Here is a 23885-nt window from a genome sequence, read left to right as displayed (position 1 = left end):
CCGAGGAGTTACGTGATCCGCACATCGTTCAACGACGACTGGCAGTTCCGCCCGAAGGTCAATCCTTTCGCCGAGCTGGCCGGAACCGCGGTCCCGTTCGAGCCGGTGATCGTGCCGCACGACGCGATGATCAACCGCGCCCGCGACGCCACCCTGGGCGGCGCCGCGACCGCCTATTTCCCCGGTGGGGCGTACGAGTACCGCAAGACGTTCCTGGTCCCCGAGGAGCACCGCGGTAAGCGGATCATGCTCGAGTTGGAGGGTGTCTACCGGGACGCCACCGTGTTCGTCAACGGGAACTACGCCGGGCAGCGCCCGTACGGATACTCGCGGTTCCGCATCGACGCCGACCGGTTCCTGCGGTTCGGCGAGAACAACGAGATCAGGGTGGAGTGCCGCACCCACCAGGACTCGCGCTGGTACTCCGGCGCGGGCATCTACCGCGACACCTGGCTGCTCGTCGGCGAGGTCGTCCGCATCAGCCCGGACGGCGTCCACGTCACCACCCCGGACATCGACGCCGGACGCGCGGTCGTGGAGGTCGCCACCACGATCGAGAACGACTCCAACGACCTGCGCACCGTCGAACTGGTCACCGAGATCCGCGACGTCGCGGGAACCGTCGTCGCATCCGACACCGCGCCGATCACCGTACAACCCCACGAACCGGCCGTCGCCCGCCGGCGTCTCTACGTCCGCGACCCCTCGCTGTGGAGCCCGGACTCGCCCGCGCTGTACACGTGCGCGGTGTCCCTGACGGGCATCGACGCCGTGGAGGTCGCCTTCGGCATCCGCTCCTTGCGCCTGGACCCCGAGCACGGGTTGCGGATCAACGGCGAGACGGTCAAGCTGCGCGGCACGTGCGTGCACCACGACAACGGACCGCTGGGCGCCGCGACTTTCGCCCAGGCCGAGGAGCGCCGCGTGCGGCTGCTCAAGAACGCGGGCTTCAACGCCATCCGCATGTCGCACCACCCCATGAGCACCGCGATGCTCGACGCCTGCGACCGGCTCGGCATGCTGGTGGTCGATGAGGCGTTCGACATGTGGACCTGGAGCAAGAGCCCGTTCGACTACAGCCTCAATTTCCCGGAATGGTGGGAACGCGATGTCGAGGCGATGGTCGCCAAGGACTACAACCACCCCAGCGTCATCTTCTACTCCCTCGGCAACGAAATCCCCGAAACCGGCGCAGCCACCGGGGCGATCTGGGGCCGCAGGCTCGCCGAGAAGGTCCGCGCGCTGGACGACACCCGCTTCCTCACCAACGCGATCAACAACCTCCTGGCCCTGCTGCCTGACCTGCGAGCCCAGGAAGGCGACGACACGGGTATCAACACCCTGATGGCCGACAGCGGATTCGACGTGAACGCCGTCGCCGCCTCCGACCTGGTCACCACCCGCACCGCCGAATCCTACAGCGTGCTCGACGTGGCCGGGATGAACTACTCGGAGATCCGCTACGCGACCGACCGCACGCTGTTCCCGAACCGGATCATCCTGGGCACCGAGACCTTCCCGCCCCGCATCGACCGCAACTGGCGACTGGTCGAACAGCACAGCCATGTCATCGGCGATTTCACCTGGACCGGCTGGGACTACCTGGGGGAGGTCGGCATCGGCCGGCCGCAGTACGCCACACCGGACAACCCGCGCCCCACGTTCATGGCGCCGTACCCGTACCTGCTGGCCGACTGCGGGGACATCGACATCACCGGTCACCGGCTTCCCGTCTCCTACTACCGGGAGATCGTCTTCGGCCTGCGCGCCCAGCCTTACCTCGCTGTCCAGCGGCCGCAGCACCATGGCAAGACCGTCATGAGCAGCCGGTGGGCCTGGAGCGACACCATCGCCGGCTGGACCTGGCCCGGCCACGAAAGCGCCCCGATCATCGTCGAGGTGTACAGCGACGCGGACGAGGTCGAACTCCTCGTCAACGGCCGCTCCCTTGGACGCAGGCCGGTCGGCGAAGAGCACCGCTTGCGCACCGAGTTCGAGACCACCTACGAACCAGGCGAACTGCTCGCGATCGCCTACCGCGACGGCGTCGAATCCGGCCGCGACCTCCTGCGCACCGCGACCGGTCCCGTGGTGCTGCACGCCGCACCCGAGCGGCCGGTCATCACGGCCGACGTCGGCGACCTCGCCTACATCACCTTGACGCTGACCGACTCGGCCGGGACGCCGCACACCGCGGCCGACCGGCCCGTGCGGGTGGACGTCTCCGGCGACGGAACGCTGATCGGCTTCGGCAGCGCCGACCCGGCGAGCAAGGAACGGTTCGACGCGACCGAGCACCACACCTACCGGGGCCGCGCGCTCGCCGTGGTGAAGCCGACCGGACCCGGCACCATCCGCCTGACCGCCGCCGCCCCGGACTGCGACCCGGTCGAAGTGCTGGTCACGGTGGAAAGCCGGCCTCGGTAACGACGATCGAGGAGCGGAGCACACCGGGCCGGGCCCGGTGTGCTCCGCTCCCGTGCCCGCTCGCCTTGACAGGCAGCCATCCGGCTGCCTAAATTTAAAGGCAGCCAAAAGGCTGCATATCGATGAGCGGCAACCTGGGTACGGGGGCGGGCATGGACGAGGTGTTCAAGGCGCTGGCCGATCCGAGCCGGCGCGCGCTGCTCGACTCGCTCAACGCCCGCAACGGGCAGACGCTGCGCGAGCTGTGCGCCGGACTCGACATGGCCAGGCAGTCCGTCAGCAAGCACCTCGCGGTGTTGGAGGAGGCCGGGCTCGTCGCCACCGTGCGGCGGGGCCGGGAGAAGCTCCACTATCTCAACGCCGCGCCCGTGCACGAGATCGCCCACCGGTGGATCAGCCGCTACGACCAGGCCAGGGTCCAAGCCCTGGCGGACCTGAAACTCGCCCTGGAGGAGACCCCGATGGACGCGCCGACCTTCGTCTACACCACCTACATCCGCACCACTCCGCAGAAGCTCTGGCAGGCGCTGACCGACCCCGCCTTCACCCGCCGCTACTGGGCCACGGAGTTCATCACGGACTGGTCCGTCGGCTCGCCGATGACCTGGGACAACCACGGCGTGCTGATCAGCGACCCGGAGCAGGTCGTGCTGGAGGCCGACCCGTACAGCCGGCTCTCCTACACCTGGCACGCCATCACCCCGGAGCTCGCCAAGCGCTTCGGCTGGGACGAGGAGATGCTCGCCCGGCTGTCCGGCGAGGCCCGCTCGAAGGTCACCTTCACGATCGAGGAGGCCGCGCAGCAGGTCGTGAAGCTCACCGTCGTGCACGACGGCTTCGAGTCCGGATCGAGCCTGGCCGAGATGGTCAGCCACGGCTGGCCGAACGTGGTGGCGAGCCTGAAGTCGCTGCTGGAGACCGGCGAACCGCTGCCGGACGACGCGTAACCTCCCCGATCAGGGCTCGACGACGTCGCGCGGTGCCGCCGGGCCGGCTCGCCTGGGCGACCGCCCAGAGGAGGTGGGCCGCCCGAAGAGCACCGCGGTCGCCCCGAACGGCGGTTGCCCCCGTGGAGGACCCGGCGCGTTGTACGGCGAGACCACCGGCTATCGTTTCTGGTAGAAGCCGTGGATCCAGAGCGCGTCCCGCACCGTTCGCTCCACGTCCGTGAAAGGGCGTTCATGACAGCCGACCAGCCGGATACCTGTCCCACCTGCCAAGGCGTGGTCCCCGCCACGCACCCCTCCGCCTACACCGCCGCCCGTGGACGGCTGATCGTCGCCAACGGCTACTGCCAAGGCCACGCCCCTGCCGCGCCGCGCGATTCCGGACACCCCGAACCGAGCGAGAACGCAACATCCTCACGCCGGTCGATGCGCGCAGTTTCCGCTTCAGCACCTCTGAGGTGATCTGCTCGCCTACCTACCAGCGCAACTCCCCGGTTTCGTCCTGGAACGTCCCTGTTGGACCGTCCGCGTCGAGGGTTGCCAGACGCACGACCGTTCTGGCGCTCTCTTCCGGTGACCTTCCGATTCCCATGGCCGCGGTCATGTCGGTGGCCGTGGTGCCGGGCTCGAGCGCATTGAACTTGATGCCGGGATGGGCCTTGGCGTACTGAACCGTGAGCATGGTGGCGGCTGACTTGGACGCGGCGTAAAGCGCGAGGGGTATGTGGAACTCCGGCCGGTCGGGGTTGTTGACTGCCCAGAACGAGCCCATGCTGCTCGAAACGGTGACCACGTTAGGGTTCGATGATCTGCGCAGCAGGGGAAGTGCCGCCTCCGTGACGCGCACGATTCCCACGGCGTTGGTGTCGAACACGCGGAGAGCCTTGGGGCCGTCGATGGCTCCGTCTCCCAGGATCCCCGCGTTGTGCACCAGAACGTCGAGCCGGCCCTCGGCCGCGTCGATCGTCGCCAGCGCGCTGCTCACCGATGCGTCGTCGGTCACGTCGAGCTGCACGAATCGGGCGCCGAGTGCTGCCGCGGCCTTCTCGCCTCGCTCGACGTCACGCGCGCCGATGTAGACGACGTGGCCCAGCTCCAGCAGCTGTTTGGCCGTCTCGAAGCCGATGCCCTTGTTGGCCCCGGTGATCAGTGTGATGGTCATGCTTTTTCCTTTCCGATTGCGGAGGTCAGCCGGTCAGTTGCCGGCGCAGTTCGCCGGCGTCAGTTCCCTGAGCTCCCAGTGCAGGTCCGGAACCGCGTCCACGTCGGCTTTCTGGACCGCGATGAGGTCGTCCCGGGTGGCCGGCTCACCGTTCAAGGTGGTCCGATCGTCGATGAACTCGTCCATGCCGTCGAACCTGTGGGCGTTGAGCTCCTCGAGGTAGCGCAGGTAGAACGCGCGTAGATCGCTGTCGGACATGAGATGTTCGCCTCTCAGATCTGGTTCAGGCCACGGCGGCGGCGATTTTTGCAGCGATCGCTACAGAAGTCGACGGTAGCACTTCTGTAGCGATCGCTGCAAAAGGAGGTAGGCTGGGGGAGTGGAGAGGAAACAGAGCGGCCCCATCGGCCGGCCGCGGAAATTCGACGCCGACGAAGCTCTCGAGCGCGCCGTCCTGACCTTCTGGGAGCACGGCTACGAGGGGGCCAGCACGGCCCACCTGGCGGAAGCGATGGGCATCTCCACCACCAGCATGTACGCGGCCTTCGGCAACAAGGAGGAGCTGTTCCGCAAGGCCCTGGCGCGCTACACCGAAGGCCCGAGCGCGTACCTGGTCCAGGCCCTGGAGGAGCCGACCGCCCTCGGCGTCGCCACCGCGATCCTGGCCGGCACCGTTCGAACCACCACCCGCCCGGCCCATCCCCACGGGTGCCTGGGCGTCCAGGGCGCCCTGGCCGCCAGCGACTCCGGGCGTGAGGTCCGCGACCTTCTCGTCGACTGGCGCAACAATTCCTACTCCTGCGTCCGGGAGCGGTTCCAGCGAGCCGTGGACGAGGGCGACCTTCCGCCGGAAACCGATCCGGGGCTTCTGGCCCGCTACGTCACCACGCTGGCGTTCGGCATCGCCGTGCAGGCCGCGAGCGGTGTCTGCCGCGACGAGCTCCAGGAACTGGCCGACGTCGCCCTGCGCAACTGGCCGCTGTCCTGAGGTTCACCGCCGACGGTGCATGGAGAGGGCCTGCCGCCAATGCTGTGCCGCCTGCCCCATACCGTGGCAAGCGACCAGTTCGAGGTCAACGTCTTCGCCCCGGCCCGCCAAGAACGACCGCCGCACAGTAGGCCGCCTCGACCGCGCGGGCCGGAGCTGGAGACGCTCCGTCAGTTCCCTCGCACGGTGATGGTCGACGCCTCCGGGTCCCGGCACGGCACCCATCCTGAACGCCCGACCCGTAGCCTGGAACGGCCCTGATCGTCGTCGACCGAGATCGTGGTGATGAGCATGCGCAGCAGGTTGCCGGACGCGGACCCGATCATCGGACGACCGGTGCCTCGGCTCGCCGGCGCGTTCGTCACGGTCGCCACCGTCTTCTCTGCTCTGGTCATCATCAACCTGTGCTGGGCGGGCGCGGAGTGGACCTCACACCCGCACCCCAGGGGCGTGGTCTCCGATCCGCATTTCCCTGACGGCGCCTCGGCGCTTTTGTGGTCCGCCTACATCGCAGGACCGGCGTCCATGGTCCTCTACCGGATATACCGCACGCCCGTGGGGCTGCGGGTGATGCCGCTCTGCATCGGCCTGTTCGCCATCTCCCAAGCCGCGTGGTTCGCCGAGCCTGTTGTCGGCGGCGGGTCCTTGGCCCTCGCCCTCAGCGGCGCCCTGTTCGGCTTCGGCATCCCGGCCCTCATCGGCCTGGCCTTCATCGCGTACTTCGTCCGCCTGCCGTACGGGATAGACGCGAAGAGGCGCTCGTCGAGCTCGCTGGTCGTCCACCTCGCGGCGGCGGTCGCCGGGATCGCGCTCGGATTCACCCTGTACGCCGTCGTCGTCGGCTAACCAGTCAGCAGGTGCGGCAGCGCGGTGGAGACTCATGGTGCGGTCTCCTCGGGATGCAGGAGCAGAACGCCGCCGTCACCGTTCGCGGCGATCACCAGGGAGCCGTCCGCCGTGGCCGCGATCCCGGCGAACGGACGCGGCATCCCGGGCAGGCCGGGCACGACGAACAGGCCGGGTTCCCGGCCCGCCGGGGACATGACCGGAAGGGCGTCGGCCTCGATCTCGACGTCGCCGGTGGCGAGGTCGATGGCGAGCAGCCGGCGGTGGGTGGTCTCGACGACGTACATGATGCCGTCGTGGACGGTGATGCCCTGCGGGGTGCCAAGCCCGTCGGCGAGCAGCGCGGGCACGCCGTCCTCGACGCGGTACACCGCGGCGAGCTGCTCGTCACTGACGTAGCAGCGCTGGCCGGCGTCCACGGCCACGTCGATCGGGCGGCCCAGGCCCTCGGCCAGCACGCTGACCTGGTCGTCGTGGTCGATGGCGACGACGCGGCCGGCGCCGGACTCGGCGACCAGCAGCGTGCCGTCGGCGCGCACGGCGATGCCCAGCGGACGGTCCAGGCCGCGGGCCCGGGTGCGCGCCGTGCCGGAGCGCCGGTCGTAGGTGCGTACGTCCCCGTATTGGGAGGTGGTGTGGAGCAGGTCGCCGTCGGCGGCGACGCCGTGCACGAAGTTCAGCAGCTCGGTGGTGGCGACGTCGTCGCCCGGCCGGCCGGAGAGCTGGTCGGCGGGCTGGGCGAGGCGGTAGTGGTCGGCCACGTGGACGCCGCCGCCGAGATCGATGGTCACCCCGAAGGGGCCGCCGAGGCCGCGGGGCACGATCTGGCGGGTACGCCCGTCGGCCGCGAGCTCGGCGACCCCGCCATGCGCGTAGCTGGAGACGAACATCCGGTTCTCGGCGTCGAAGGCGGCGTTGTCCAGGGCGTTGAGCTCGCTGACGATGGCGGAGCGGTCACCGGTGCCGGTCAGGTCGACGCGCGTGACGGTCCCGGTCTCGCCGCGGGAGAGGACCAGCAGGGCGCCGCCGCGGTCGAAGCGTACGGCGACCGGATCCGGGACGTCCGCGGCCACCAGCTCCGGCTCGCCGCCGTCGAGCGGGATGCGGAACACCTCGCCGGTGAGCATGTGGGGGTAGTAGAGCTGCCCGTCCGGGCCGAGTTGCATGGCGTTGCCCATGGCGAGGCCCGCCGTGAGCACCGCGGGCTCGCCGCCTGCCACCGGCAGCTCCAGCAGGCGTCCGCCCGGGATCATCTCGTTGGCGAACACCCGCGTGCCGACGCAGGCGATGCCGTTGGGCGCGGTGATCGCGTCCGTGACGAGCGTGAAGTTCCCGGCCGGGTCGCGTCGCCACACCCGGCCCGGGACCAGGTCGGTCACGTACATCGCGCCGTCGGTGTCGAAGGCGAGGTCGTCGGGGGAGTGCAGCGGCCCGTCCGGCGGCACGACCACCTCGACGTCGCCGGTGGCCGGGTCGACGGCGCTGATCTGCCCGGCGAGGAACTGGGCCACGTACAGGCGTCCGTCGGGTCCGAAGGCCATGCCGTTCGATCCCCACAGCGGGCGCGCCCGGATGAGACGCTCGACTGTCCGGTGGTTCATCGGGTGCCCGCCAGCACCTCGTCCATGCCGCCCTCGGCGCGCCAGCGGCGCAGCAGGTCGTGGAAGGCGACCGGGCCGGGGCCGTACGTCATGCTGATCGGGCGGGGCTTGCCCTCGTTGTTGTAGTAGCCGGGCGTGCATTCGGCCTGGAACCGGCTGTTGTCCGGTGCCAGCTTGCGGATGGTGGCGACCCATGCCTCCTCGGCGTCTGCGGTCGGCTCGACCGACGCGACGCCACGCCGGCGGGCCTCGGCGACGACCGCGCCGATGTGGATGGCCTGCTCCTGCAGGATGTGTACGAAGTTCACCGCAGAGGCGTTCTGCAGCGGGCCCAGGTGGAACAGGTTCGGGAAGCCGTGGCTGTAGAAGCCGTGCAGCGTGCGGGGGCCCTGCCGCCAGGTGCCGAGCAGCGGCGCGCCGCCCCGGCCGTACACCGGCAGGGCGCCGGAGACGATGCCGGAGACGCCGACCTCGAAGCCGGTGGCGAAGATGACGCAGTCGACCTCGTACTCCTGCTCGCCGACCACGACCGCCGACTCCGTCATCGCGGTGATGCCGCCGTGGTCGGCGGTGTCGACCAGCGTGACGTTGGGCCGGTTGAACGTCTGCAGGTAGTAGTCGCTGAAGGTGGGCCGCTTGCACATGTAGCGGTACCAGGGCTTGAGCAGCTCCGCGGTGGCGGGGTCGTCGACGATCTCGTCCACGCGGGCGCGGATCTCGTTCATCTTCTGGAAGTCGGCGATCTCGTCGAGGTACGCGCGCTGCTCGGGGGACAGGGTGGCGTCGACGGTGCCGGTCAGCAGGTTGCGTTGCAGCCGTGCGGTGCTGGTCCAACCGTCGTCGATCAGGTCCTGTTCGGCGCGGCCGCCGGTGACGACGGTGAGGAAGTTCTCCATGCGTTCGCGCTGCCAGCCGGGCTTGAGCGAGGCCGCCCAGGCCGGGTCGGTGGGCCGGTTGTCGCGTACGTCGACCGACGAGGGGGTGCGCTGGAAGACGTACAGGTGCTGCGCGTCGCGCCCCAGGTGCGGGATGACCTGGATCCCGGTGGCGCCGGTGCCCACGACCGCCACCCGCTTGTCGGCGAGCCCGTGCAGGCCGCCGCTCTGGTCGCCGCCGGTGTAGCCGTAATCCCAGCGGCTGGTGTGGAAGGTGTGCCCGCGGAACGTCTCGATGCCCGGGATGCCGGGCAGCTTCGGCTGGGCCAGGGTGCCGGCGGACATGACGACGTAGCGGGCCCGGAAGTCGTCGCCGCGGTCGGTGCGCACCTGCCATTCGGCCGCGGCGTCGTCCCAGCGCAGCTCCGTGACGCGGGTGTGGAACATCGTGTCGCGGTACAGGTCGTAGAGCTTGGCGATCGCGACGGCGTGCTGGCGGATCTCCTCGCCGGGGGCGTACCGCATGGTGGGCAGGTAGCCGACCTCTTCGAGGAGCGGCAGGTAGATCGATGATTCGATGTCGCAGTGGATGCCCGGGTAGCGGTTCCAGTACCAGGTGCCGCCGAAGTCGCCGGCCTCGTCGAGCATCCGGATGTCCTCCACGCCGGCCTCGCGGAGCTTGGCCCCGGTGAGCAGGCCGCCGAAGCCGCCACCCACCACCAGCGCCTCGACCCGGTCGCGGACCGGTTCCCGCTCGACGCGTTCGGTGTACGGGTCGGCGGCGTAGTAGCCGAACTCGCCTCGGGCGCCCTGGTACTGGGCGTTGCCGTCGGGCCGCAGCCGGCGGTCGCGTTCGTGGCGGTATCTGGCGCGTAGCTCGTCGGGGTCGAAGCCCAGTTCCGCGACGGTGAAGCGTGCGGGCGGCGTCGAAGAGTGGTCCATGGATGCCCTTCCGAATCCGGAATTGAGGGAGCTGGTGCGGTGTGCTTCAAAGGTGTTCTCGTTGCGGGCGGCGGCAGGCAGGCTCGGCCTGCGTGCCGGACCCCGTACGTGAACGTGTCAGCGGCAGCGCTCGTGCGGTTCGTGCTTCTTGCCCAGTATCGAGTCAGGCCGCTGACCAGCCGCCGTCCACCGGCACGATCGCCCCGTTGATGAACGAGGCCGCGTCGGAGGCGAGAAAGAGGGCGGCGTCGGCCATCTGCTCCGGCTGGGCCAGGCGCTCGCCCAGGGCGAGCACGGGGCCGAGCCGGGCCGCGCCGGCCGGGTCGAAGCCGGCGCCATCGGCGATGCCGGTCATGGTGGGGCCGGGCAGGATGGCGTTGCAGCGAATGCCGTCCTTGGCGTGGGCCCAGGCCACGCTCTTGGTCAGGCCGACCACGCCGTGCTTGGAGGCGGTGTACGCGGCGCCCGCCGCGCCGCCCCTGATCCCGGCCTCGGAGGCGGTGTTCACGATCGCCCCGCCGCCCTGCCGCAGCAGGTGCGGCAGCACGGCATGCGTCACCAGGAACGTGCCGGTCAGGTTGACGCGCAGGACGCGTTCCCACTCGGCAAGGGTGATGTCGGCGGGCAAGGCCATCGTGTCCATGATCCCGGCGTTGTTGCACAGGACATCGATCCGGCCGTAGGCGTCGATCGCCGTTCCCACCAGGGCCGTGACCGCCGCCTCGTCGCCGATGTCCGCGGTCACCGCGAGGGCGGCGGCGCCGATGTCGGCAGCGGTCCGACGGGCGCGCTCCTCGTTGACATCACAGACCACGACGCGAGCGCCGGCCTTGGCGAAGCCGACCGCCATCGCCCGGCCGATGCCGGAACCCGCGCCCGTGATCAGGCAGATCTTGTTGTCGAACGCGCTCAAACGTCCTCTCCTGTCTGGAGCGGGTGTCCCCAACCGGACAGTGTTGTCCGGTGCCAATGTAGCCCTTCTGACTGATCATTGTCGAACGGGCATACTGGACGGTGAGAATGTGGACACTGTTGTCCGGTTGGTGGCGTGAGAGCCATGTCCGGTGACCAAGACGCCCGCGCCGACCTGCGCACTTGCCGAAAACGGAGGACAGGCCAAGGAGGCCGTCACCCTCATCAACGGACGGCATCCCCTGTGGCATCTGGCTTACTGACTCGCTCACGTGGCCGCGGCCCTCGCCATCCCGCGCGGCCGCGTCGACCGCGTCGGGGAGCAGCGCGATCGGATGCCACAGCACGAGGGTGTACGCCACCGCCAGATACAGCAGCCGGTGGAGCGCCTTCGACCCGCAGAGCGGCCACGAGCAGCGCCATAGTCGTTGGGGTGTCGCGTGGGTAGGACTCCACGTCGAACGGCGGCGATCATTCGACGGCCACCCAGAGCCAGGCGTCGCCGAGCACCAGGCCTACTAATCCAATCCTGATAATCCGCCAGAAACTATCAAAAAGCAGGGGACGCGATCTTAGCGCGGCACCGCCGTACGAGCGGACACAGCGGAACGAGCGGCCCCGCCCGGCCGATCAGACTCCACGATTCTCAAGCCTCACCGCCCCACCTGGGAGGCGTTTGTCGTTATGTCGTTGACCTGTGGAAACGTCTCAGATTAGCGCTAACGATATCGATATTCGGGTCTATCGGGCGATCCCGACAAACCATCAGCGCTGCTTTGAGACCCACAAATCCCGCGCGATCAGCGTTCCAAATATCCCAGTAGGCGGAATGCACAGTTGCGCCCCGCACCACCAGACACGCACGAGCCGGAATTACTCAACGTCGTCGGCGCGCCCCATCGAGTACCGGCAGCCCCCGCACACCGCACGGCCGGTCCACGTGCCCAGGTCGGTCTCGCCGCAGTGATGAACCGACACCGACTTGTCCAGCGCGCTCGACGTCGACCTGGACACGTAGCCGGCCGTCAGGAGTCACCCGACATCCGTCACGCCGCAGATGTCGCACCGGTAGAGCGTGCCCTGATCATCCTCGCCGAACTCGCTCCACAGATGAGCGTTGCCCGCCAGATCGTACGGGTCGCCCGAGCAGAACTTCCGTGAACCGGCGCCCCGGCTCAACGCGCCGGCCCGGCGGCCCGCGGACGTGACATGAGGCTTGGCGGGGTTAGGGACAGCAGGCGAAAGCATGGCATCTCCCAGGTCAAAGGCTTCCCAAGCGGGTGGTGGGCATGTCCCTTTCCCGAAAGCGAATCGCGAAACCGCGAATAGGGGACAGCGCTGGTCAAACCCCCTCCCGGTACCGGTGTACACGCCATCAACTGACAGTGATGATGGAGGGGTGAGCGCTTCCCGCCAGGGTCTGACCCATCAACTGACTGACCTTGAGGTCCTCAACGGGATCTGTCGGCCCTGGACGGGAAGCGCTCATCTGCACTCACCGGACGCGGCACCTGTGACTTCATAGGAGCCTGGCCAGAGGCCCCATCACTGTCTTGTCCGCGCTGCCCCGGCTGGTGCGTGCCGTCCCGCCCCCTCGGTCAGACGACAGGACGACGATGACCTCCATTACACCCGACAGCACGCCGCTCACTGAAGTCGCCGGCGGCGTGGACACCCACCAGGACACCCACACCGCGGCCGTGATCGATGGAGTCGGCCGGGTGCTGGGCACCGAGCAGTTCCCCGCCACCCCCGCCGGCTACACCGCCCTGCTCGCCTGGATGCGCGCCTTCGGGCAGCTGAGCCGGGTCGGGGTGGAAGGCACCGGCGCCTACGGAGCCGGGCTCACCCGGCTGCTGCAGGCCGAGCACATCAACGTGATCGAGATCGACCGGCCCGACCGCAAGAGCCGCCGCTTCCACGGCAAGTCCGACCCGATCGACGCCATCGCCGCCGCCAAGGCCGCCCTCGCCGGTGACCGCACCGGCACCCCGAAACGGCGCGACGGCCGCATCGAAGCGCTGCGCGCCCTGCGCATCGCCCGCCGCAGCGCCATCGACCAGCGCGCCGACACCCAACGCCGGATCAAGGCCCTGATCGTCACCGCCCCGGACGCCCTGCGCCAAAGCCTGCGGGGCCTGTCCAGCACGAAACTCATCGCCACCTGCGCCGCCCTGACCTCCGATCGCGAGGCCGCCGCCGACCCGACCACCGCCACCCAGCTCGCGCTGCGCTCCCTGGCCCGCCGCCACCAGCAGCTGTCCGCCGAGATCGCCGACCTCGACGAACTCCTGGACGTCCTGGTGATGGCGATCAACCCACGGCTGATCGCCGCCCATGGCGTGGGCACCGAGATCGCGGGACAGCTCCTGGTCACCGCCGGCGAGAACCACGACCGGATCGGCAGCGAAGCCGCCTTCGCCATGCTCTGCGGCGTCGCGCCGATCCCGGCCTCCTCCGGCAAGACCACCCGGCACCGCCTCAACCGCGGCGGCGACCGGCAGGCCAACGCCGCCCTCTACCGCGTCGTCCTGTGCCGCCTGCGCTGGGATGCCCGCACCCGCGCCTACATGGACCGACGCACCCAAGACGGCCTGTCCAAGAAAGAGATCATCCGCTGCCTGAAGCGCTACGTCGCCCGCGAACTTTACGGACTCATCACCACAACGAACGACCAGGAACGCTCCGATTGACATCCATAGGAGCATCCCGCCCAGAGCCCTGGCCGACGGCCGACGCCACCAACTCCCACGCCTTTTCACGCGGGAACGGCCGGCCCGAGACGGTAGCGAACAGCGGCCCCAAGTGCGGCCTCCACGCTCAACAAAGAGCAAGCCGAGCGCGGCGGGGCCAGCCTGATTCGATCACGCGCTGCCAATCACAACCTCGGGCGCGCTCCAATTGAGCCGGGGTATCGCCGGTTCCTGGTCGCACCCGGCCTGGCGGCGGCCTGACCCGGGCGTCGGGGGCGGTCACCACCCCGTTCGGGAGTGCGGCAGCCAACTGGCAGATCACCGGCGACACCGTCAGACTGTCCGTGACGGTGCCACCCGGCGCAAGCGCCGAGATCCGCTGCGGGGACGGATCCCGCGCGAGCGTAGGGACCGGAGTCCGTGACTTCGCCTGGACCATCAAACAGAGCTGAACTTCGACCTGATGAAGGCTGCCCACCGGCGCCAGATGCATACTGGGCTGCCCTGGCTGCTCGCCCGGCACGCCGGCGATCTCGGCCTCGACGCCGGCCGGATCATCGGCCGGCCCACCCGCCCAGGCCGGCGTCAACCAGCAGCTGATCTGGTACTACTTCGACGGCAAGGAGAGCCTGTACCAGGCCATCTCGGAACGCTGGCGGGAGCGCGAGAACGACCTGGTCACCCGGGACATGCCGATCCCGGAGCAGATCCGCTGGTACGCGCTGGAGGCGCTGAACAACCCGGACGGCGTCCGGCTGCTGGCCTGGGGCGGCCTGGAGTACAGCGGCCCTAAGGACGATCCCGACCACGCACCTCGTGCGGATCGGCTGAACGGCTTCTTCGAGCGACTGCATGCGCGGCAGGAACGGGGCGAGCTACCCGCCGAGGTGGACCCGGCCTGCCTGACCGTCATGCTCATGGCTGCCACCATGGCCACCACCAGCCTCCCGCACGTCATCGCGGGCGCCTGCGGGGTCGATCCCCGCGACCCCGAGTTCGTACGCCACTACGCCGATCAGGTCGCCATCGTTGCCGGACTACTGGGACTCGGCTCTCCGTAGCGCGAGAGGCCTGGCCGTCGTGCGAGGGGGCTGGCCATCGCACCGAACGGGCGGGCCTGGACCTCGGCCAGTTGCAGCCCCGAGCCCGGGCGACCCCGCCAGGCCAAAGGAGCCCGCTTGACCGGCGTACGCGTCAAGGGCCGCCCGAAGGCGGGGTTGCACGGGTGAAGGCCCGCCTCGCCGCCGAGCCGAACGCACGCGCTCCGCTTCTCCGCCGAGCCGAACGCACGAGCTCCGCGAGGTCACCGGCGCGGGCGGTAGACGACCTTGTCCGTCGAGCGGCCGGGATAGACGACGAGCAGGTGCTCCTCCAGCGGCGCGTCGGGGTCGTTCTCGTCCCATGGCAGCGTGCGGGCATGAACGCGCAGGCGGTAGTGGCCTGGACCGGCGATGGCCAGGTCGGGCAGCGGCCCGGCCGCCCCGCTGTCACCGCCCTTGGGGTAGGCCGGCACGACCAGGCGGCCGCTGCGGCTGACGATGCCCACCTCGACCACCTGGTCCCAGCCGGCGAGCCGGAGCGGCGGGGCGCTGTCGAACACCTTGACCGTCAGGCACATCGGCGAGTTCTCCTCGTAAGTCACGATGGCGGCGCTACTGCCCGCGGCGTCGATGAACCCGTCCTCGATGGCGTCGAAGATGTTGGCGGCCTTGCCGTCGTCCCCGTAAAGGTCCCCAGGATCGCCTGCGCTGTCGTCGCGGTCGTCGAAGACGGCGTAACCGCCCCCTTCAAACAGCATGTACGCGGCAGTTCCCTGCCGCCTGGCGCGCACCCTGGGCCACGGGTCGGCGCACCGGGCGTTGGCCTCGGCCTTCCACGCGGCTTCCTGCCGGTCACGCTCGGCCTCCCGGCGGGCGGCCTCGGAGTTCTGCCGGGCGACGATGCCGGGGCACAGGTACTCCAGAGCCGCGGCCAGCTCGATGGTGTCCGCCGTGCCGCCCGCCCGCTTGTGCAGCGCGTGCCGTTCCAGGTCGCCGGGCAGCGCGCACAGCTGCGCGCCGTAGGCGAGGATGCGCTGGTCGGCCAGGTCCTCGGGGAACATCGTGTCCGCCGCGAAGGTCTCACCCCTGGCCAGGCAGAGGAACGACCGCCGCCGCTCCTCGGACCCGAGGCCGCTCGCGGGCCGGAGCCGGTCGCGGCAGCTCGCGTCCGCGGCCGTGTAGGTGAGCCGAGCATCCCTCTCGGCGCCGACCACGGCCATCGGCAGCACGAGTACGACGACGGCGGCGGCGATCAGCCGCGGCGTCCGCATGTTTCCGGGCGCCGCGCCGCACGGGCCGGGCGCGGCGAGCTCGTGCGCGGTGCGCGCCGCCCACACGACGATCAGCCCGTCGAGCGCGTCCACCACGAGCGACAGGCCGTCGAACGTCACCCGTCCGGCCTTGAGCAGCAAGTAGACCTGCGGGACGAGGAGGGCGGTCCAGCCGATGGCGACCGTGACGGCGCTGAACCGCCCGTCGCGTCCCTGCCCGGCGATGATCATCGCCTTGCAGCCGAGGGTGGCCACCGCCGCCAGGAGCGACACCGTCAGCAGCGGGATCTCGGCGAACGGCCGCAGCGCCGCGGCCAAAACCCCGGTCAGACCGAGCCCAAGGGCGATGATCCGGAACCGGGCCGATACCCCGGCCAGGGCCCGCACCAGAAGGAACATGGTGGCGGTCCACACGGCCCAGCTCGCGGCGTACTCCGCGACGTCGGACACGTCGTCGAGGAGCTCCCAGAGCAGCAGGTCCCCGACCACGTCCGCGTAGAGCAGACGCCGCAGCCACACCACCTCACGCGGCAGCGCCCCGGCACGCGGCAAGGCCGGACCGCGCAGGATCTGCCACAGCGCCCACACGTTGAGCACGCCGATCGCCGCAGGCAGGAGCCGGGCCCCGTCGTCCCACGCCCAGAAACCCGCCGTCGTGACGACGGCGAACCACCGCCCGCCGTCGTACCAGGCGGCGACGGCGGCGGCAGTCAGATAGAGCGCGACGGCAACGGCGGCCGGACGCCCGAAGCGGTAGCGGGCGACGGCGGCCCGGAATAAGGCTACGATGCGGATGATCTTATTGGATCGCCCGGGCCACCCGAGCCGATCAGCCGAGACCCAGGGAGCACAGCACAGCGGCCACCCGCCGGTGCGACAACGCCCCATCCCCAATCCCCGTCATGGGCAGCGAAGACCACCGACGCGGGGTGACCGCGCCGGACCTGGACTGGCCACCGTCCACACTCGCGGCCCCAGATCATAAGCAGGCGCTGGTCTACGGTCTACCGGCGGCGCTTGGCAAGGCCGGCGACCCACGCCGGCCGGCATTCCCAACCCGCCATGGCCTGAACCCGGCCGCGCCGGCCCAGTGGGAAGTGGAAGCGCTCGCCCCGCTGGACTCCGCCGCCTCATCGAGGCCGCGATCGCCCGCTGGCTCGACCCTCAGGCGTGGCAGCGATCCGTCGATGATGAACGGCGCGACATCGCCTGTCTGCGCCGTCCTGCTCTCGGTCCGTGAACGCTTCCTGGGGCCAGCCACCGTCACACCCTGGACACTCGACAGGCGCTTGCCCATCGGACGGAACAGGCGGAAAACAGTGGATCAAGGGGATAGCGATTGCTTCCTTCAACGATCGTTTCCGGGCTACGTGGCGCTGATGGCATCTGTGGTCATGTCGGGTGCTTCGGGGAGAGCAGTAAGAGGGGCGAATGTGGCGTTGATGTGGCTGTCGGTTGTGACTGCGTAGACGTAGCGCGGAGGATCGATGCTCCCGGGGCCGGCAATCCACAGGTAGGAGGGCGAGAGATCAAGGACATACTCGATCTCTTTCGCTGCCGTGTGCGGCAGGTTCATCAGGGTAACGTGCTTTTCGATCTGTCCAGCCAGGCGTGCGGTCTGTTCAGCGCTCGCCTTGGCCTCGATCTGGAGGTGGACTGCGCCTGAACTGGTGTAGAACTCAGCGTCGGTTTCGTAGCTTCCGCCCTGCTTCTTTGAGATCAGGTCTCGGGAGTAGGTCCGGTACAGAGAGAAGGAACTGCGGGCCTTGGTGTAGCCGTGGCGTTCGATGGCCAGCGTGTAGGCCGCGAGGTGCGGGATGTACTCGCGGTTGAGCCAGGCGGTCTCCCCTGTGGGCTTGGAGAACAGATGGCGTGGCGCTCCCGTCGGCGTATCAAAGTGATCAGGTCCTGCCTCGCCCCACTTCCTGAGGCGAAAGCAGTCTGGCGGGCACTCGCGGAAACTGATGATTCCTAGGGCGATGGCCTGGAGAAACCATGTGCATTCATCACGGACAAGCGGGGTCCGAATAGGTACGGGTCGATGACCCGGCGCGAGGGATGTGATGATCTGCGTGGCCTCTGACACTGGGTTGTCCATACGTTCAAGACCTTCCTCTTCGGCGATCCGCCCCTGGCCAAAATGTCTTGGGGTTATGCGGTGCCGATGACCAGGGCGCTGCGGGCTGCTTGGACGATGTCGTCTGATGGCGGTCAGTTCGTTGATGGCTATGATCCGCCGGATCTGGGCGAACAGCCATTGCAGGAGGCGGAAGTTACCGCTGGTGATGCGGCGATAGCCTGTGCGTCGGTGAAGTCGACGCTGTCTAGGTCGAGGCGGAGTTTGCGCAAGCGGCGGATCAGGACGAAAGGTGAGTCCCTCGCCGGTAAGTGGCTGGTGTGGTGAGCCAAGCCGATGCGGCCACAGCTGGGGGTAGCGGGCCAAGCGTTTGTCGCTGCCGGGCATGCCAAGGAGGATCAGCCGAGGTGACGGCGGTCGTGCAGGGCTTCCAGGGCGGCGGGCTTGAGCAGTTCGGCTTCGTCGATGATCAACAGTTCGACGTGGGAGGCGCCGTTGCACGCCGGCACCAGCCGGTGGGGTGCAGGAGCAATCGATCCAGCTGTCCACGCGTGCGGTCAGCAAGTCGAGATCGGCATCGAGCTGGCGCAGGAGCAGGGTGACCGGTGAGGTGTAGAAGCCGGTGTGCGAGCGGTTGAGCGGGGCATGAGCCGGGCTGTCGAGGTCGGGACGAGGCCCTTGATCCCCCTAGGGAGGGCTCGGCGCGACCCCAGTGCGCGTCGCGGCGGCTGACAGGATTTGCCGACGTCGGCGGGGCCGCAGCACAGGCCGATGGGGCCTCGCTGTGGATCGCGCTGGCGAACTCGATGAAGCGGCGATGCTGTTTGGTGGCGATGAATGCCTGGCCGCGGCGGGCTGATCGCCCGACGGCAGCGGCGGCCGGGGAGGTGCGGCGCGTCATGATTTGTCCTCGCGATAGGTCATCAGGCGGGAGCCGCGGGGACGGCGTGGCGGGTCGGCCGGGACGCTGGGACGGGGCAGGAACTGGGTGAGCGTGGCAGCGCGGTCGTCCAACTCACCGCGTTGGCGCGGCGGTGGGCCGTGCGGCGGCCTGCGTAGGCAGCCAGGATCGGGTCGGTTCGGCGGCGAGCGGCTGATCGTCACTGCGCCATTGTGTGAGAAACGGCCCCTTCCCAACGGAGGTAGACCATGGTGGTGCCATGGCGCACGCCCACAGCTCCATGAGCAACCGAGTCGCGGTAGGTGCCCTGTGACCGACGCGACGGAGCGGGGCGCTGCACGGCGAAGGTCCTGATCTTGCCCGCCCACGGGTCACTGGCGAAGGGTTCGAGTCGGGGATCGATCGGCCGCTCGTCGATGATCCGGACTCCGACATCTGGATCATTACGAAGCGGCTGTGCTCACATACGATCAGTTTCACGATCGCGATCACCCCGTGCCCGCGTCACCACCCCACGGATCTTCGAGGGTTGGAATCGCTGGCGACAACCACACGTCTGCGTGCTCGGTCACCTCACCCCGGACCAGCCGGAAGACCCGGAACTCGTTCGATTGAGGACCGCTTTCGTCGTCCCAGACGTACAAGAGCCCGTAGGACCCGGGAGCGATCTGGCCGACCCGGGAGAACAAGGCGATGATCGCCGAACCCCAGGTGCCGCGACGATTGGGGTTGCCGCCCACGTGCAAAAATGGCACGCCATTCATCCACCGCAAATCGACCAGCCCATAGTCGCCGAGCTCGGCCAAGCATTCCCGGACTTTCTCGACCTGCCGCTGCAGCAACGCCGGATCATCGTCGAGACCCGCGGCCTCGCGGATGGTCAACCATCCGTGATACTCAAACACCCCCGCCATGCTACCGATCTCCTCAACCAATCCCGAACGGTTCGATCGCAGACCGTCACCGCTCTCCGCCAAGTGCACCGGACCCATCTACCGCTGAAGGTCACCCCTTCAGAGCCTTGAAATGCCTTCAAAACTCGTTCAACGACCTCGGTGGTTCAACGACTCCGGAACACCGTTTGTTGTGGGATTGGCGGGCGCGACCGACGCCCCGCATCTGCCCGCCGACCCGCTGGCCGCCCTTCCCCGCCCACCGCAGCGAGATCCGCAACGGCTACGCGCGCGTCTCCACCGCGGGCCAGAACCTCGAACGCCAACTCGACGCGCTGAAAGCGGCGGGGCGCCGACGTGCCTTCGCTGACAAGAAGTGAGGCAAGAACGCCGAGCGGCCCGAGTCGGCGGCCTGCCACGCGTTCCTGAATGAGGGAGACACTTCGGTCGCTCGGCTGGGTCGGCCGACGACTCCTGCGACACCCCGAGCGGTGCACCGCCACGCGACCAGGTCACCGACGGGCCGGGTTGCGAGCCCGACTCGCTCACCATCGTCATGGCCACCGTGAAGCCTGGCACCGCCAGCGCCGCAACGGCGAAGGCCAGCATCGTCCAGCGGCGCAAGCCAGGGGCGGCACCGTCACGGCGGCCATCGCCGATGCGCCGCCGTGCGGACTCCTCGCCCGCCTCTCCGGGGGCCTGTGCGGCGACGGCCCGGCGGAGCGGGAGCACTCGCCCAGCACGCGGCGGACGGGGTTTGCGGGGGTTCGGCACGGTGTTCTCCTTCGCATCGCAGCTGATGACGGTCGCCTCGCACGGCCGGCGCCCCCCGGTCAGTCCTCGTCTTCTTCTTCGGTGCCTTCCTTCTTGGTGTCGACGACCTTGTAGCTGGTGTCCAGGTAAACCTCGACCGCGCTGCCGTCGGCCTGCTGAACCTCCACCGCGTACATGCCGGGCTTCTCTGCATCGTGCTCGGACTTCAGCACCGTGCCCGGGTAGGCGGCCAGCGCCGCCTGCTCGGCCTTCTGCTTGACCTCACCGGTCAGCGGCGGCTCTTCCTTCTTCTCACCCGCCTGCTCGGCGGGCTGGCCGCCGTCCTGCTGGGCCTGCGCGCCGGCCGCCGGCGCTGCGGCCGGCTGCTGCGAGCCGCTGCAGCCGACGAGCCCGAACAGCACCACGGCAAGCGGAACACCGGCAAGGACACGGGTTGCGGCCTTCATCGACGAAGCCTCCATCAAGGTGGGGAACGGCACCGCGCCCGGACACCTCGTCCGGCCGCCGGGGCCAGGGGGACGTCCACGACCTTAGAAACCGCCGCTGTAGAGCCAGCCCAGCAAACCGATAGAAGCAGTCCAGCAGCTCCCCAAAACTTCCGGCCGGCGGCACTCGCCGTTCAGGCGCATCAGTTCCACGACGGTGGTTTCGTCGTCCTAGGATGGGGGCGGCGTCGGCCGAGAGCGTGTCAGCAGGGCTGGAGGGCGGGCAGGCGGCCTTCGAAGAAGGCGGCCGGGGTGACGCCCATCAGCGTACGGAACTCGGCCGTCATGTGGGACTGGTCGTAGTAGCCGGTGGCCACGGCCAGGTCGGCCCAAGGGGGGCCATTGGTACGAGCGAGGGTCAGGGCTTTACGGACGCGTTCGATGCGTTCGAAGCGTTTGGGTGACAGGCCGATGGCGTCGGCGAAAAGGGCGCGCAGGTGGCGTTCGCTGACGGCGAGGTGGCGGGCGACGGCGGGCAGGGGTTCGCGTCGCTCGTGCGTACGACCGCGCAGCGCTCGGATGGCGGCCCGGACCAGTTCGCCCCTCGCCCTGTCCGCTGAAGTCCTGGCCGACAGCGCCGACTCCAGGTGCTTGAGCACCAGTCCCTCGTCATCGCCCGCGTGCCCCAGAGCGGCGTTCAGCGGGTCGGAGGAGGTGCCCCACAGTGCCCCGAGGTGGACCACCCGGTCCACGACCTCGTTCACCGGGACGCCGAGCAACGGCCGGGTGGCTCCGGGACGCAGCCGCAACCGCAGGCAGAACGGGATGTCCTTGCCGACGTGGTACGAGGCGCGCGTGCGCGGGCCGATCACGAGCAGGTCGCTGTGCCCGGCGGAGGTCGTACGGAAGATCAAGGATGTGTCGGGGTCGGGGAGGTGCACGAGCGGCGGTCGCTCACCCGCTGCGGGGTCGTCCGCCCTCAGCACGCTCACCGCCTTGACCAGCGACCGCAAACCCTCCGGCACGGTCATCGAGACCTCGATGCTCATGACCACACGGTAGCCGGGCCACGAGATGCGCACGCGTGCCGAAACTTCCTATAAGGGCCGGTGGGTAGGGTGACAGCGTGGGGTGCATGATTGTTGTCACAGGTGCCACGGGCACGGTCGGCCGTGAGGTGGTCCGGCTGCTGGCGGGCCGGGGTGAGCGTGTTCGGGCGATGACGCGGGAACCGTCGAAGGTCGCGGCGTTGCCGGGGGCGGAAGTCGTACAAGGGGATTTCGACGATCCCGGGTCGTTGGCCGGAGTGGCGCGCGGTGCCGACGCTGTGTTCCTGCTCAGTGCCCCGGGCCCGTGGCTCGCCCGGCATGACGAGGCGATGGTCATGGCAGCGCAGGTCGCGGGAGTGCGGAAAGTGGTGAAGGTCTCGGCCATCGGCGCGGGAGAAGAGCACGGGGGCGCCAGAGTCGGGGGCTGGCATCTGGCCGGAGAGCAGGCGTTGCGCTCGGGTGAGCTGGAATGGACGGTGTTGCGGCCGTCCAGCTTCGCTTCCAACGCCTTGAGGTGGGTTCCCCAGATCCGGCAGGGGCTGCCGGTGCCGAACACGACGGGCAACGGGAAGCAGGGGGTCATCGATCCGCGGGACGTGGCCGAGGTGGCGGTGGCGGCGCTGACGTCCGACGAGCACGTACGGACCGTCCTCACGCTGACCGGGCCCGAGCTGCTCAGCGTCCCGGACATGGCCAAGGCACTGGGTGAGACGCTTGGGCGGGCCGTCGAGACAGTGGACGTGCCACTGGAGGTCTACCGCAAGCAGATGATCGCCGCCGGGGTGGATCCCGAGTTCGTCGACGTCGCGGTTGACGGCTCCCGGATCGTGGCACAGGACGGCAACGCCCGGCTCACCCATGACGTCGAGCGGGTGCTGGGACGTATGCCCCGTACGTTCCTCACCTGGGCGGCCGATCACAGCGCCGCCTTCGTCTCCGGCTGACACCGGCGGTCAGAGAGATTTGGAACGGAAATCCGGAGTTAACGGGGTTCCCGCAGGCGCCGGCCACGGCTCGCCGCCCCCGTGCTGCTCGAACGCCTCGGCCAGCCGCGCCCGCACTGTGGCGCCGCGGCGGACCAGGTCTCCCCAGGAGTCGCGGTGATGGTCGGCGAAGGCCTCCCGGTAGAGGTCGCCTGTCGCGTCCTGGCCGTGCCGGTGTCCGGGCAGGACCGGCCCGCCGTTCGGCGGCGGCCAGGGGGATCTGGTCAGGCGGGCAGTGGCACGCGATAAACCCGTTGTGACGTCGGTGATCATCTCCCGATAATGGCCCGCATGGAGGGGATCGAGGTCGTCGTCGCCCACAGCGAGCGAGCGACCCTGCGCGTCGGTGACGTGTTCCTGAAGGTCGACGTCGATCAGGCGCGCACCGAGGTCGAGGTCAAGGCGATGGCCATGGTGCCGATCCCGACTCCGGAGGTGCTGTGGCGCAAGCCGCCCGTGCTCGCGCTCGCCGCCCTGCCCGGCAGGGCACTCGGCCAACTCGGTGAGCCGTCGACCGCGTCGTCGGCGGCGTGGGCCGCGGCGGGGGCCGCCGTACGGCTGCTGCACGACGCGCCGCTGCCGCCCTGGCCCGGCCGGAGCCTCGACGAGATCGCATCGCGCCTCGACGGCGAATGCGCGTGGCTCGTCACGAACGGCGTCCTTCCCACCGACCTGGTCACGCGCAACCGCCGGATTGCCGAGGCCGCGCTTCGGCCATGGACACCGGTGTTCACGCACGGCGACCTGCAGGTCAGCCACGTGTTCGTCGACGGTGACGAGATCACCGGCGTGATCGACTGGTCCGAGGCGGCCCAGGGCGACGCCCTGTTCGACCTCGCCATCTTGACGCTCGGACACGAGGAGCACCTTGGCGACGTCGTCGCCGGCTACGGCACCGACGTCGACCTGGACGTGATCCGTGCGTGGTGGTCGTTGCGAAGCCTGCTGGCGATCCGCTGGCTGATCGAGAACGGCTTCGACCCGTCCTTGCCAGGCTGCGAGGTCGACGTGCTGCGAGCCCGGATGTGAGGCCCGCACGGGCCCGACGACCACGAGATCGTGCGACCAGAAGCGCGGGC

At 69.3% G+C, this 23885-nt stretch carries 22 protein-coding genes and 1 pseudogene; 10 read left to right on the top strand and 13 right to left on the bottom strand.

Annotated features, from left to right (window positions below; translation table 11 throughout):
* The first annotated feature begins 12 nt into the window (after nt 1-12).
* Together HD596_RS50090 and HD596_RS50085 are read left to right on the top strand one after the other, a co-directional pair.
* Nucleotides 13-2427, top strand: a complete 2415-nt coding sequence (locus tag HD596_RS50090; protein WP_185076343.1) for a glycoside hydrolase family 2 TIM barrel-domain containing protein — start codon at nt 13-15, stop codon at nt 2425-2427.
* Nucleotides 2428-2549: 122 nt separating this feature from the next.
* Nucleotides 2550-3374, top strand: coding sequence for an ArsR/SmtB family transcription factor (locus tag HD596_RS50085; protein WP_246555426.1), 825 nt, complete (start codon nt 2550-2552; stop codon nt 3372-3374).
* A 475-nt stretch (nt 3375-3849) separates the two neighbouring features.
* On the opposite strand, the gene HD596_RS50080 is transcribed toward HD596_RS50085, so the two are convergent.
* The gene (locus HD596_RS50080; protein WP_185076342.1) at nt 3850-4536 is read right to left on the bottom strand and encodes an SDR family NAD(P)-dependent oxidoreductase; all 687 of its coding nucleotides are present in this window, start codon (nt 4534-4536) and stop codon (nt 3850-3852) included.
* A 33-nt stretch (nt 4537-4569) separates the two neighbouring features.
* Complete coding sequence (locus HD596_RS50075) at nt 4570-4794, bottom strand: nuclear transport factor 2 family protein (RefSeq protein ID WP_185076341.1); 225 nt, start codon at nt 4792-4794, stop codon at nt 4570-4572.
* A gap of 121 nt (nt 4795-4915) precedes the next feature.
* On the opposite strand from HD596_RS50075, the gene HD596_RS50070 reads away from it, so the two are divergent.
* Complete coding sequence (locus tag HD596_RS50070) at nt 4916-5524, top strand: TetR/AcrR family transcriptional regulator (RefSeq protein WP_185076340.1); 609 nt, start codon at nt 4916-4918, stop codon at nt 5522-5524.
* A 291-nt stretch (nt 5525-5815) separates the two neighbouring features.
* On the top strand, nt 5816-6370 hold the full coding sequence (locus tag HD596_RS50065) for a hypothetical protein (protein WP_185076339.1): 555 nt from the start codon (nt 5816-5818) through the stop codon (nt 6368-6370).
* Nucleotides 6371-6402: 32 nt separating this feature from the next.
* Here HD596_RS50065 and HD596_RS50060 read toward each other — a convergent pair whose 3' ends face one another.
* The 4 genes from HD596_RS50060 to HD596_RS50045 all read right to left on the bottom strand — a co-directional run bounded on the left by HD596_RS50060 (nt 6403) and on the right by HD596_RS50045 (nt 11948).
* The gene (locus HD596_RS50060; RefSeq protein WP_221519973.1) at nt 6403-7911 is read right to left on the bottom strand and encodes an SMP-30/gluconolactonase/LRE family protein; all 1509 of its coding nucleotides are present in this window, start codon (nt 7909-7911) and stop codon (nt 6403-6405) included.
* A 56-nt stretch (nt 7912-7967) separates the two neighbouring features.
* A complete protein-coding gene (locus tag HD596_RS50055; RefSeq protein ID WP_185076337.1) occupies nt 7968-9788 on the bottom strand; it encodes a flavin-containing monooxygenase in 1821 nt (606 codons plus the stop codon).
* 163 nt (nt 9789-9951) lie between these two features.
* On the bottom strand, nt 9952-10701 hold the full coding sequence (locus HD596_RS50050) for an SDR family NAD(P)-dependent oxidoreductase (protein ID WP_185076336.1): 750 nt from the start codon (nt 10699-10701) through the stop codon (nt 9952-9954).
* A 1031-nt stretch (nt 10702-11732) separates the two neighbouring features.
* Nucleotides 11733-11948, bottom strand: coding sequence for a hypothetical protein (locus HD596_RS50045; RefSeq protein WP_185076335.1), 216 nt, complete (start codon nt 11946-11948; stop codon nt 11733-11735).
* Between the two features lie 368 nt (nt 11949-12316).
* Here HD596_RS50045 and HD596_RS50040 point away from each other — a divergent pair, with 368 nt between their 5' ends.
* The 3 genes and pseudogenes from HD596_RS50040 to HD596_RS61035 all read left to right on the top strand — a co-directional run bounded on the left by HD596_RS50040 (nt 12317) and on the right by HD596_RS61035 (nt 14454).
* Complete coding sequence (locus HD596_RS50040) at nt 12317-13393, top strand: IS110 family RNA-guided transposase (protein WP_185070271.1); 1077 nt, start codon at nt 12317-12319, stop codon at nt 13391-13393.
* Nucleotides 13394-13647: 254 nt separating this feature from the next.
* Nucleotides 13648-13845: pseudogene (locus tag HD596_RS66030) on the top strand (alpha-L-rhamnosidase C-terminal domain-containing protein); the annotation flags it as partial.
* Nucleotides 13846-14082: 237 nt separating this feature from the next.
* A complete protein-coding gene (locus HD596_RS61035; RefSeq protein ID WP_221519972.1) occupies nt 14083-14454 on the top strand; it encodes a hypothetical protein in 372 nt (123 codons plus the stop codon).
* 242 nt (nt 14455-14696) lie between these two features.
* Here the strand turns inward: HD596_RS61035 and HD596_RS50025 are convergent, their stop codons facing one another.
* The 4 genes from HD596_RS50025 to HD596_RS50010 form a co-directional block, all read right to left on the bottom strand.
* Nucleotides 14697-16592 carry a hypothetical protein gene (locus tag HD596_RS50025; protein ID WP_185076334.1) on the bottom strand — a complete coding sequence of 632 codons (1896 nt, stop codon included), beginning with the start codon at nt 16590-16592 and terminating at the stop codon, nt 14697-14699.
* 478 nt (nt 16593-17070) lie between these two features.
* On the bottom strand, nt 17071-18168 hold the full coding sequence (locus HD596_RS50020; protein ID WP_221519971.1) for a TniB family NTP-binding protein: 1098 nt from the start codon (nt 18166-18168) through the stop codon (nt 17071-17073).
* An 11-nt stretch (nt 18169-18179) separates the two neighbouring features.
* Nucleotides 18180-18290, bottom strand: coding sequence for an ATP-binding protein (locus HD596_RS61030; RefSeq protein ID WP_221519970.1), 111 nt, complete (start codon nt 18288-18290; stop codon nt 18180-18182).
* 880 nt (nt 18291-19170) lie between these two features.
* Complete coding sequence (locus tag HD596_RS50010; RefSeq protein ID WP_281398340.1) at nt 19171-19596, bottom strand: Imm7 family immunity protein; 426 nt, start codon at nt 19594-19596, stop codon at nt 19171-19173.
* A gap of 170 nt (nt 19597-19766) precedes the next feature.
* Between HD596_RS50010 and HD596_RS66025 the strand changes: the two genes are divergently transcribed.
* Nucleotides 19767-19955 (top strand): recombinase family protein, encoded by a 189-nt coding sequence (locus HD596_RS66025; RefSeq protein ID WP_246555421.1) that lies wholly within the window; start codon nt 19767-19769, stop codon nt 19953-19955.
* Between the two features lie 453 nt (nt 19956-20408).
* Here HD596_RS66025 and HD596_RS50000 read toward each other — a convergent pair whose 3' ends face one another.
* Nucleotides 20409-20828 (bottom strand): PepSY domain-containing protein, encoded by a 420-nt coding sequence (locus HD596_RS50000; protein WP_185076332.1) that lies wholly within the window; start codon nt 20826-20828, stop codon nt 20409-20411.
* Nucleotides 20829-21037: 209 nt separating this feature from the next.
* Nucleotides 21038-21823: a helix-turn-helix domain-containing protein gene (locus tag HD596_RS49995; RefSeq protein WP_185076331.1), complete on the bottom strand. Its 786-nt coding sequence runs from the start codon at nt 21821-21823 to the stop codon at nt 21038-21040.
* An 86-nt stretch (nt 21824-21909) separates the two neighbouring features.
* Here HD596_RS49995 and HD596_RS49990 point away from each other — a divergent pair, with 86 nt between their 5' ends.
* Nucleotides 21910-22767 carry an NAD(P)H-binding protein gene (locus HD596_RS49990; RefSeq protein ID WP_185076330.1) on the top strand — a complete coding sequence of 286 codons (858 nt, stop codon included), beginning with the start codon at nt 21910-21912 and terminating at the stop codon, nt 22765-22767.
* Nucleotides 22768-22776: 9 nt separating this feature from the next.
* On the opposite strand, the gene HD596_RS49985 is transcribed toward HD596_RS49990, so the two are convergent.
* Nucleotides 22777-23079 carry a hypothetical protein gene (locus tag HD596_RS49985; RefSeq protein ID WP_185076329.1) on the bottom strand — a complete coding sequence of 101 codons (303 nt, stop codon included), beginning with the start codon at nt 23077-23079 and terminating at the stop codon, nt 22777-22779.
* Between the two features lie 18 nt (nt 23080-23097).
* On the opposite strand from HD596_RS49985, the gene HD596_RS49980 reads away from it, so the two are divergent.
* The gene (locus HD596_RS49980; protein WP_185076328.1) at nt 23098-23835 is read left to right on the top strand and encodes a phosphotransferase family protein; all 738 of its coding nucleotides are present in this window, start codon (nt 23098-23100) and stop codon (nt 23833-23835) included.
* The last annotated feature ends 50 nt before the right edge of the window (nt 23836-23885 follow it).

It is taken from the genome of Nonomuraea jabiensis, from assembly GCF_014204795.1.
GTDB lineage: Bacteria > Actinomycetota > Actinomycetes > Streptosporangiales > Streptosporangiaceae > Nonomuraea > Nonomuraea jabiensis.
Note: the sequence above shows the minus strand (reverse complement) of the source record. Positions and strands in the feature narration are given on the sequence as shown.

Coding starts and splice junctions, on each gene's coding strand:
- HD596_RS50025 (WP_185076334.1), bottom strand. CDS start 16,592: ATGGGGCGTTGTCGCACCGGCGGGTGGCCGCTGTGCTGTGCTCCCTGG.
- HD596_RS49990 (WP_185076330.1), top strand. CDS start 21,910: ATGATTGTTGTCACAGGTGCCACGGGCACGGTCGGCCGTGAGGTGGTC.
- HD596_RS50060 (WP_221519973.1), bottom strand. CDS start 7,911: ATGGCCTTCGGACCCGACGGACGCCTGTACGTGGCCCAGTTCCTCGCC.
- HD596_RS50020 (WP_221519971.1), bottom strand. CDS start 18,168: ATGCCCGGCAGCGACAAACGCTTGGCCCGCTACCCCCAGCTGTGGCCG.
- HD596_RS50040 (WP_185070271.1), top strand. CDS start 12,317: ATGACCTCCATTACACCCGACAGCACGCCGCTCACTGAAGTCGCCGGC.
- HD596_RS50080 (WP_185076342.1), bottom strand. CDS start 4,536: ATGACCATCACACTGATCACCGGGGCCAACAAGGGCATCGGCTTCGAG.
- HD596_RS49995 (WP_185076331.1), bottom strand. CDS start 21,823: ATGAGCATCGAGGTCTCGATGACCGTGCCGGAGGGTTTGCGGTCGCTG.
- HD596_RS50010 (WP_281398340.1), bottom strand. CDS start 19,596: ATGGCGGGGGTGTTTGAGTATCACGGATGGTTGACCATCCGCGAGGCC.
- HD596_RS50055 (WP_185076337.1), bottom strand. CDS start 9,788: ATGGACCACTCTTCGACGCCGCCCGCACGCTTCACCGTCGCGGAACTG.
- HD596_RS61035 (WP_221519972.1), top strand. CDS start 14,083: ATGCCGATCCCGGAGCAGATCCGCTGGTACGCGCTGGAGGCGCTGAAC.
- HD596_RS50075 (WP_185076341.1), bottom strand. CDS start 4,794: ATGTCCGACAGCGATCTACGCGCGTTCTACCTGCGCTACCTCGAGGAG.
- HD596_RS49985 (WP_185076329.1), bottom strand. CDS start 23,079: ATGATCACCGACGTCACAACGGGTTTATCGCGTGCCACTGCCCGCCTG.
- HD596_RS50085 (WP_246555426.1), top strand. CDS start 2,550: ATGAGCGGCAACCTGGGTACGGGGGCGGGCATGGACGAGGTGTTCAAG.
- HD596_RS50065 (WP_185076339.1), top strand. CDS start 5,816: ATGCGCAGCAGGTTGCCGGACGCGGACCCGATCATCGGACGACCGGTG.
- HD596_RS50045 (WP_185076335.1), bottom strand. CDS start 11,948: ATGCTTTCGCCTGCTGTCCCTAACCCCGCCAAGCCTCATGTCACGTCC.
- HD596_RS49980 (WP_185076328.1), top strand. CDS start 23,098: ATGGAGGGGATCGAGGTCGTCGTCGCCCACAGCGAGCGAGCGACCCTG.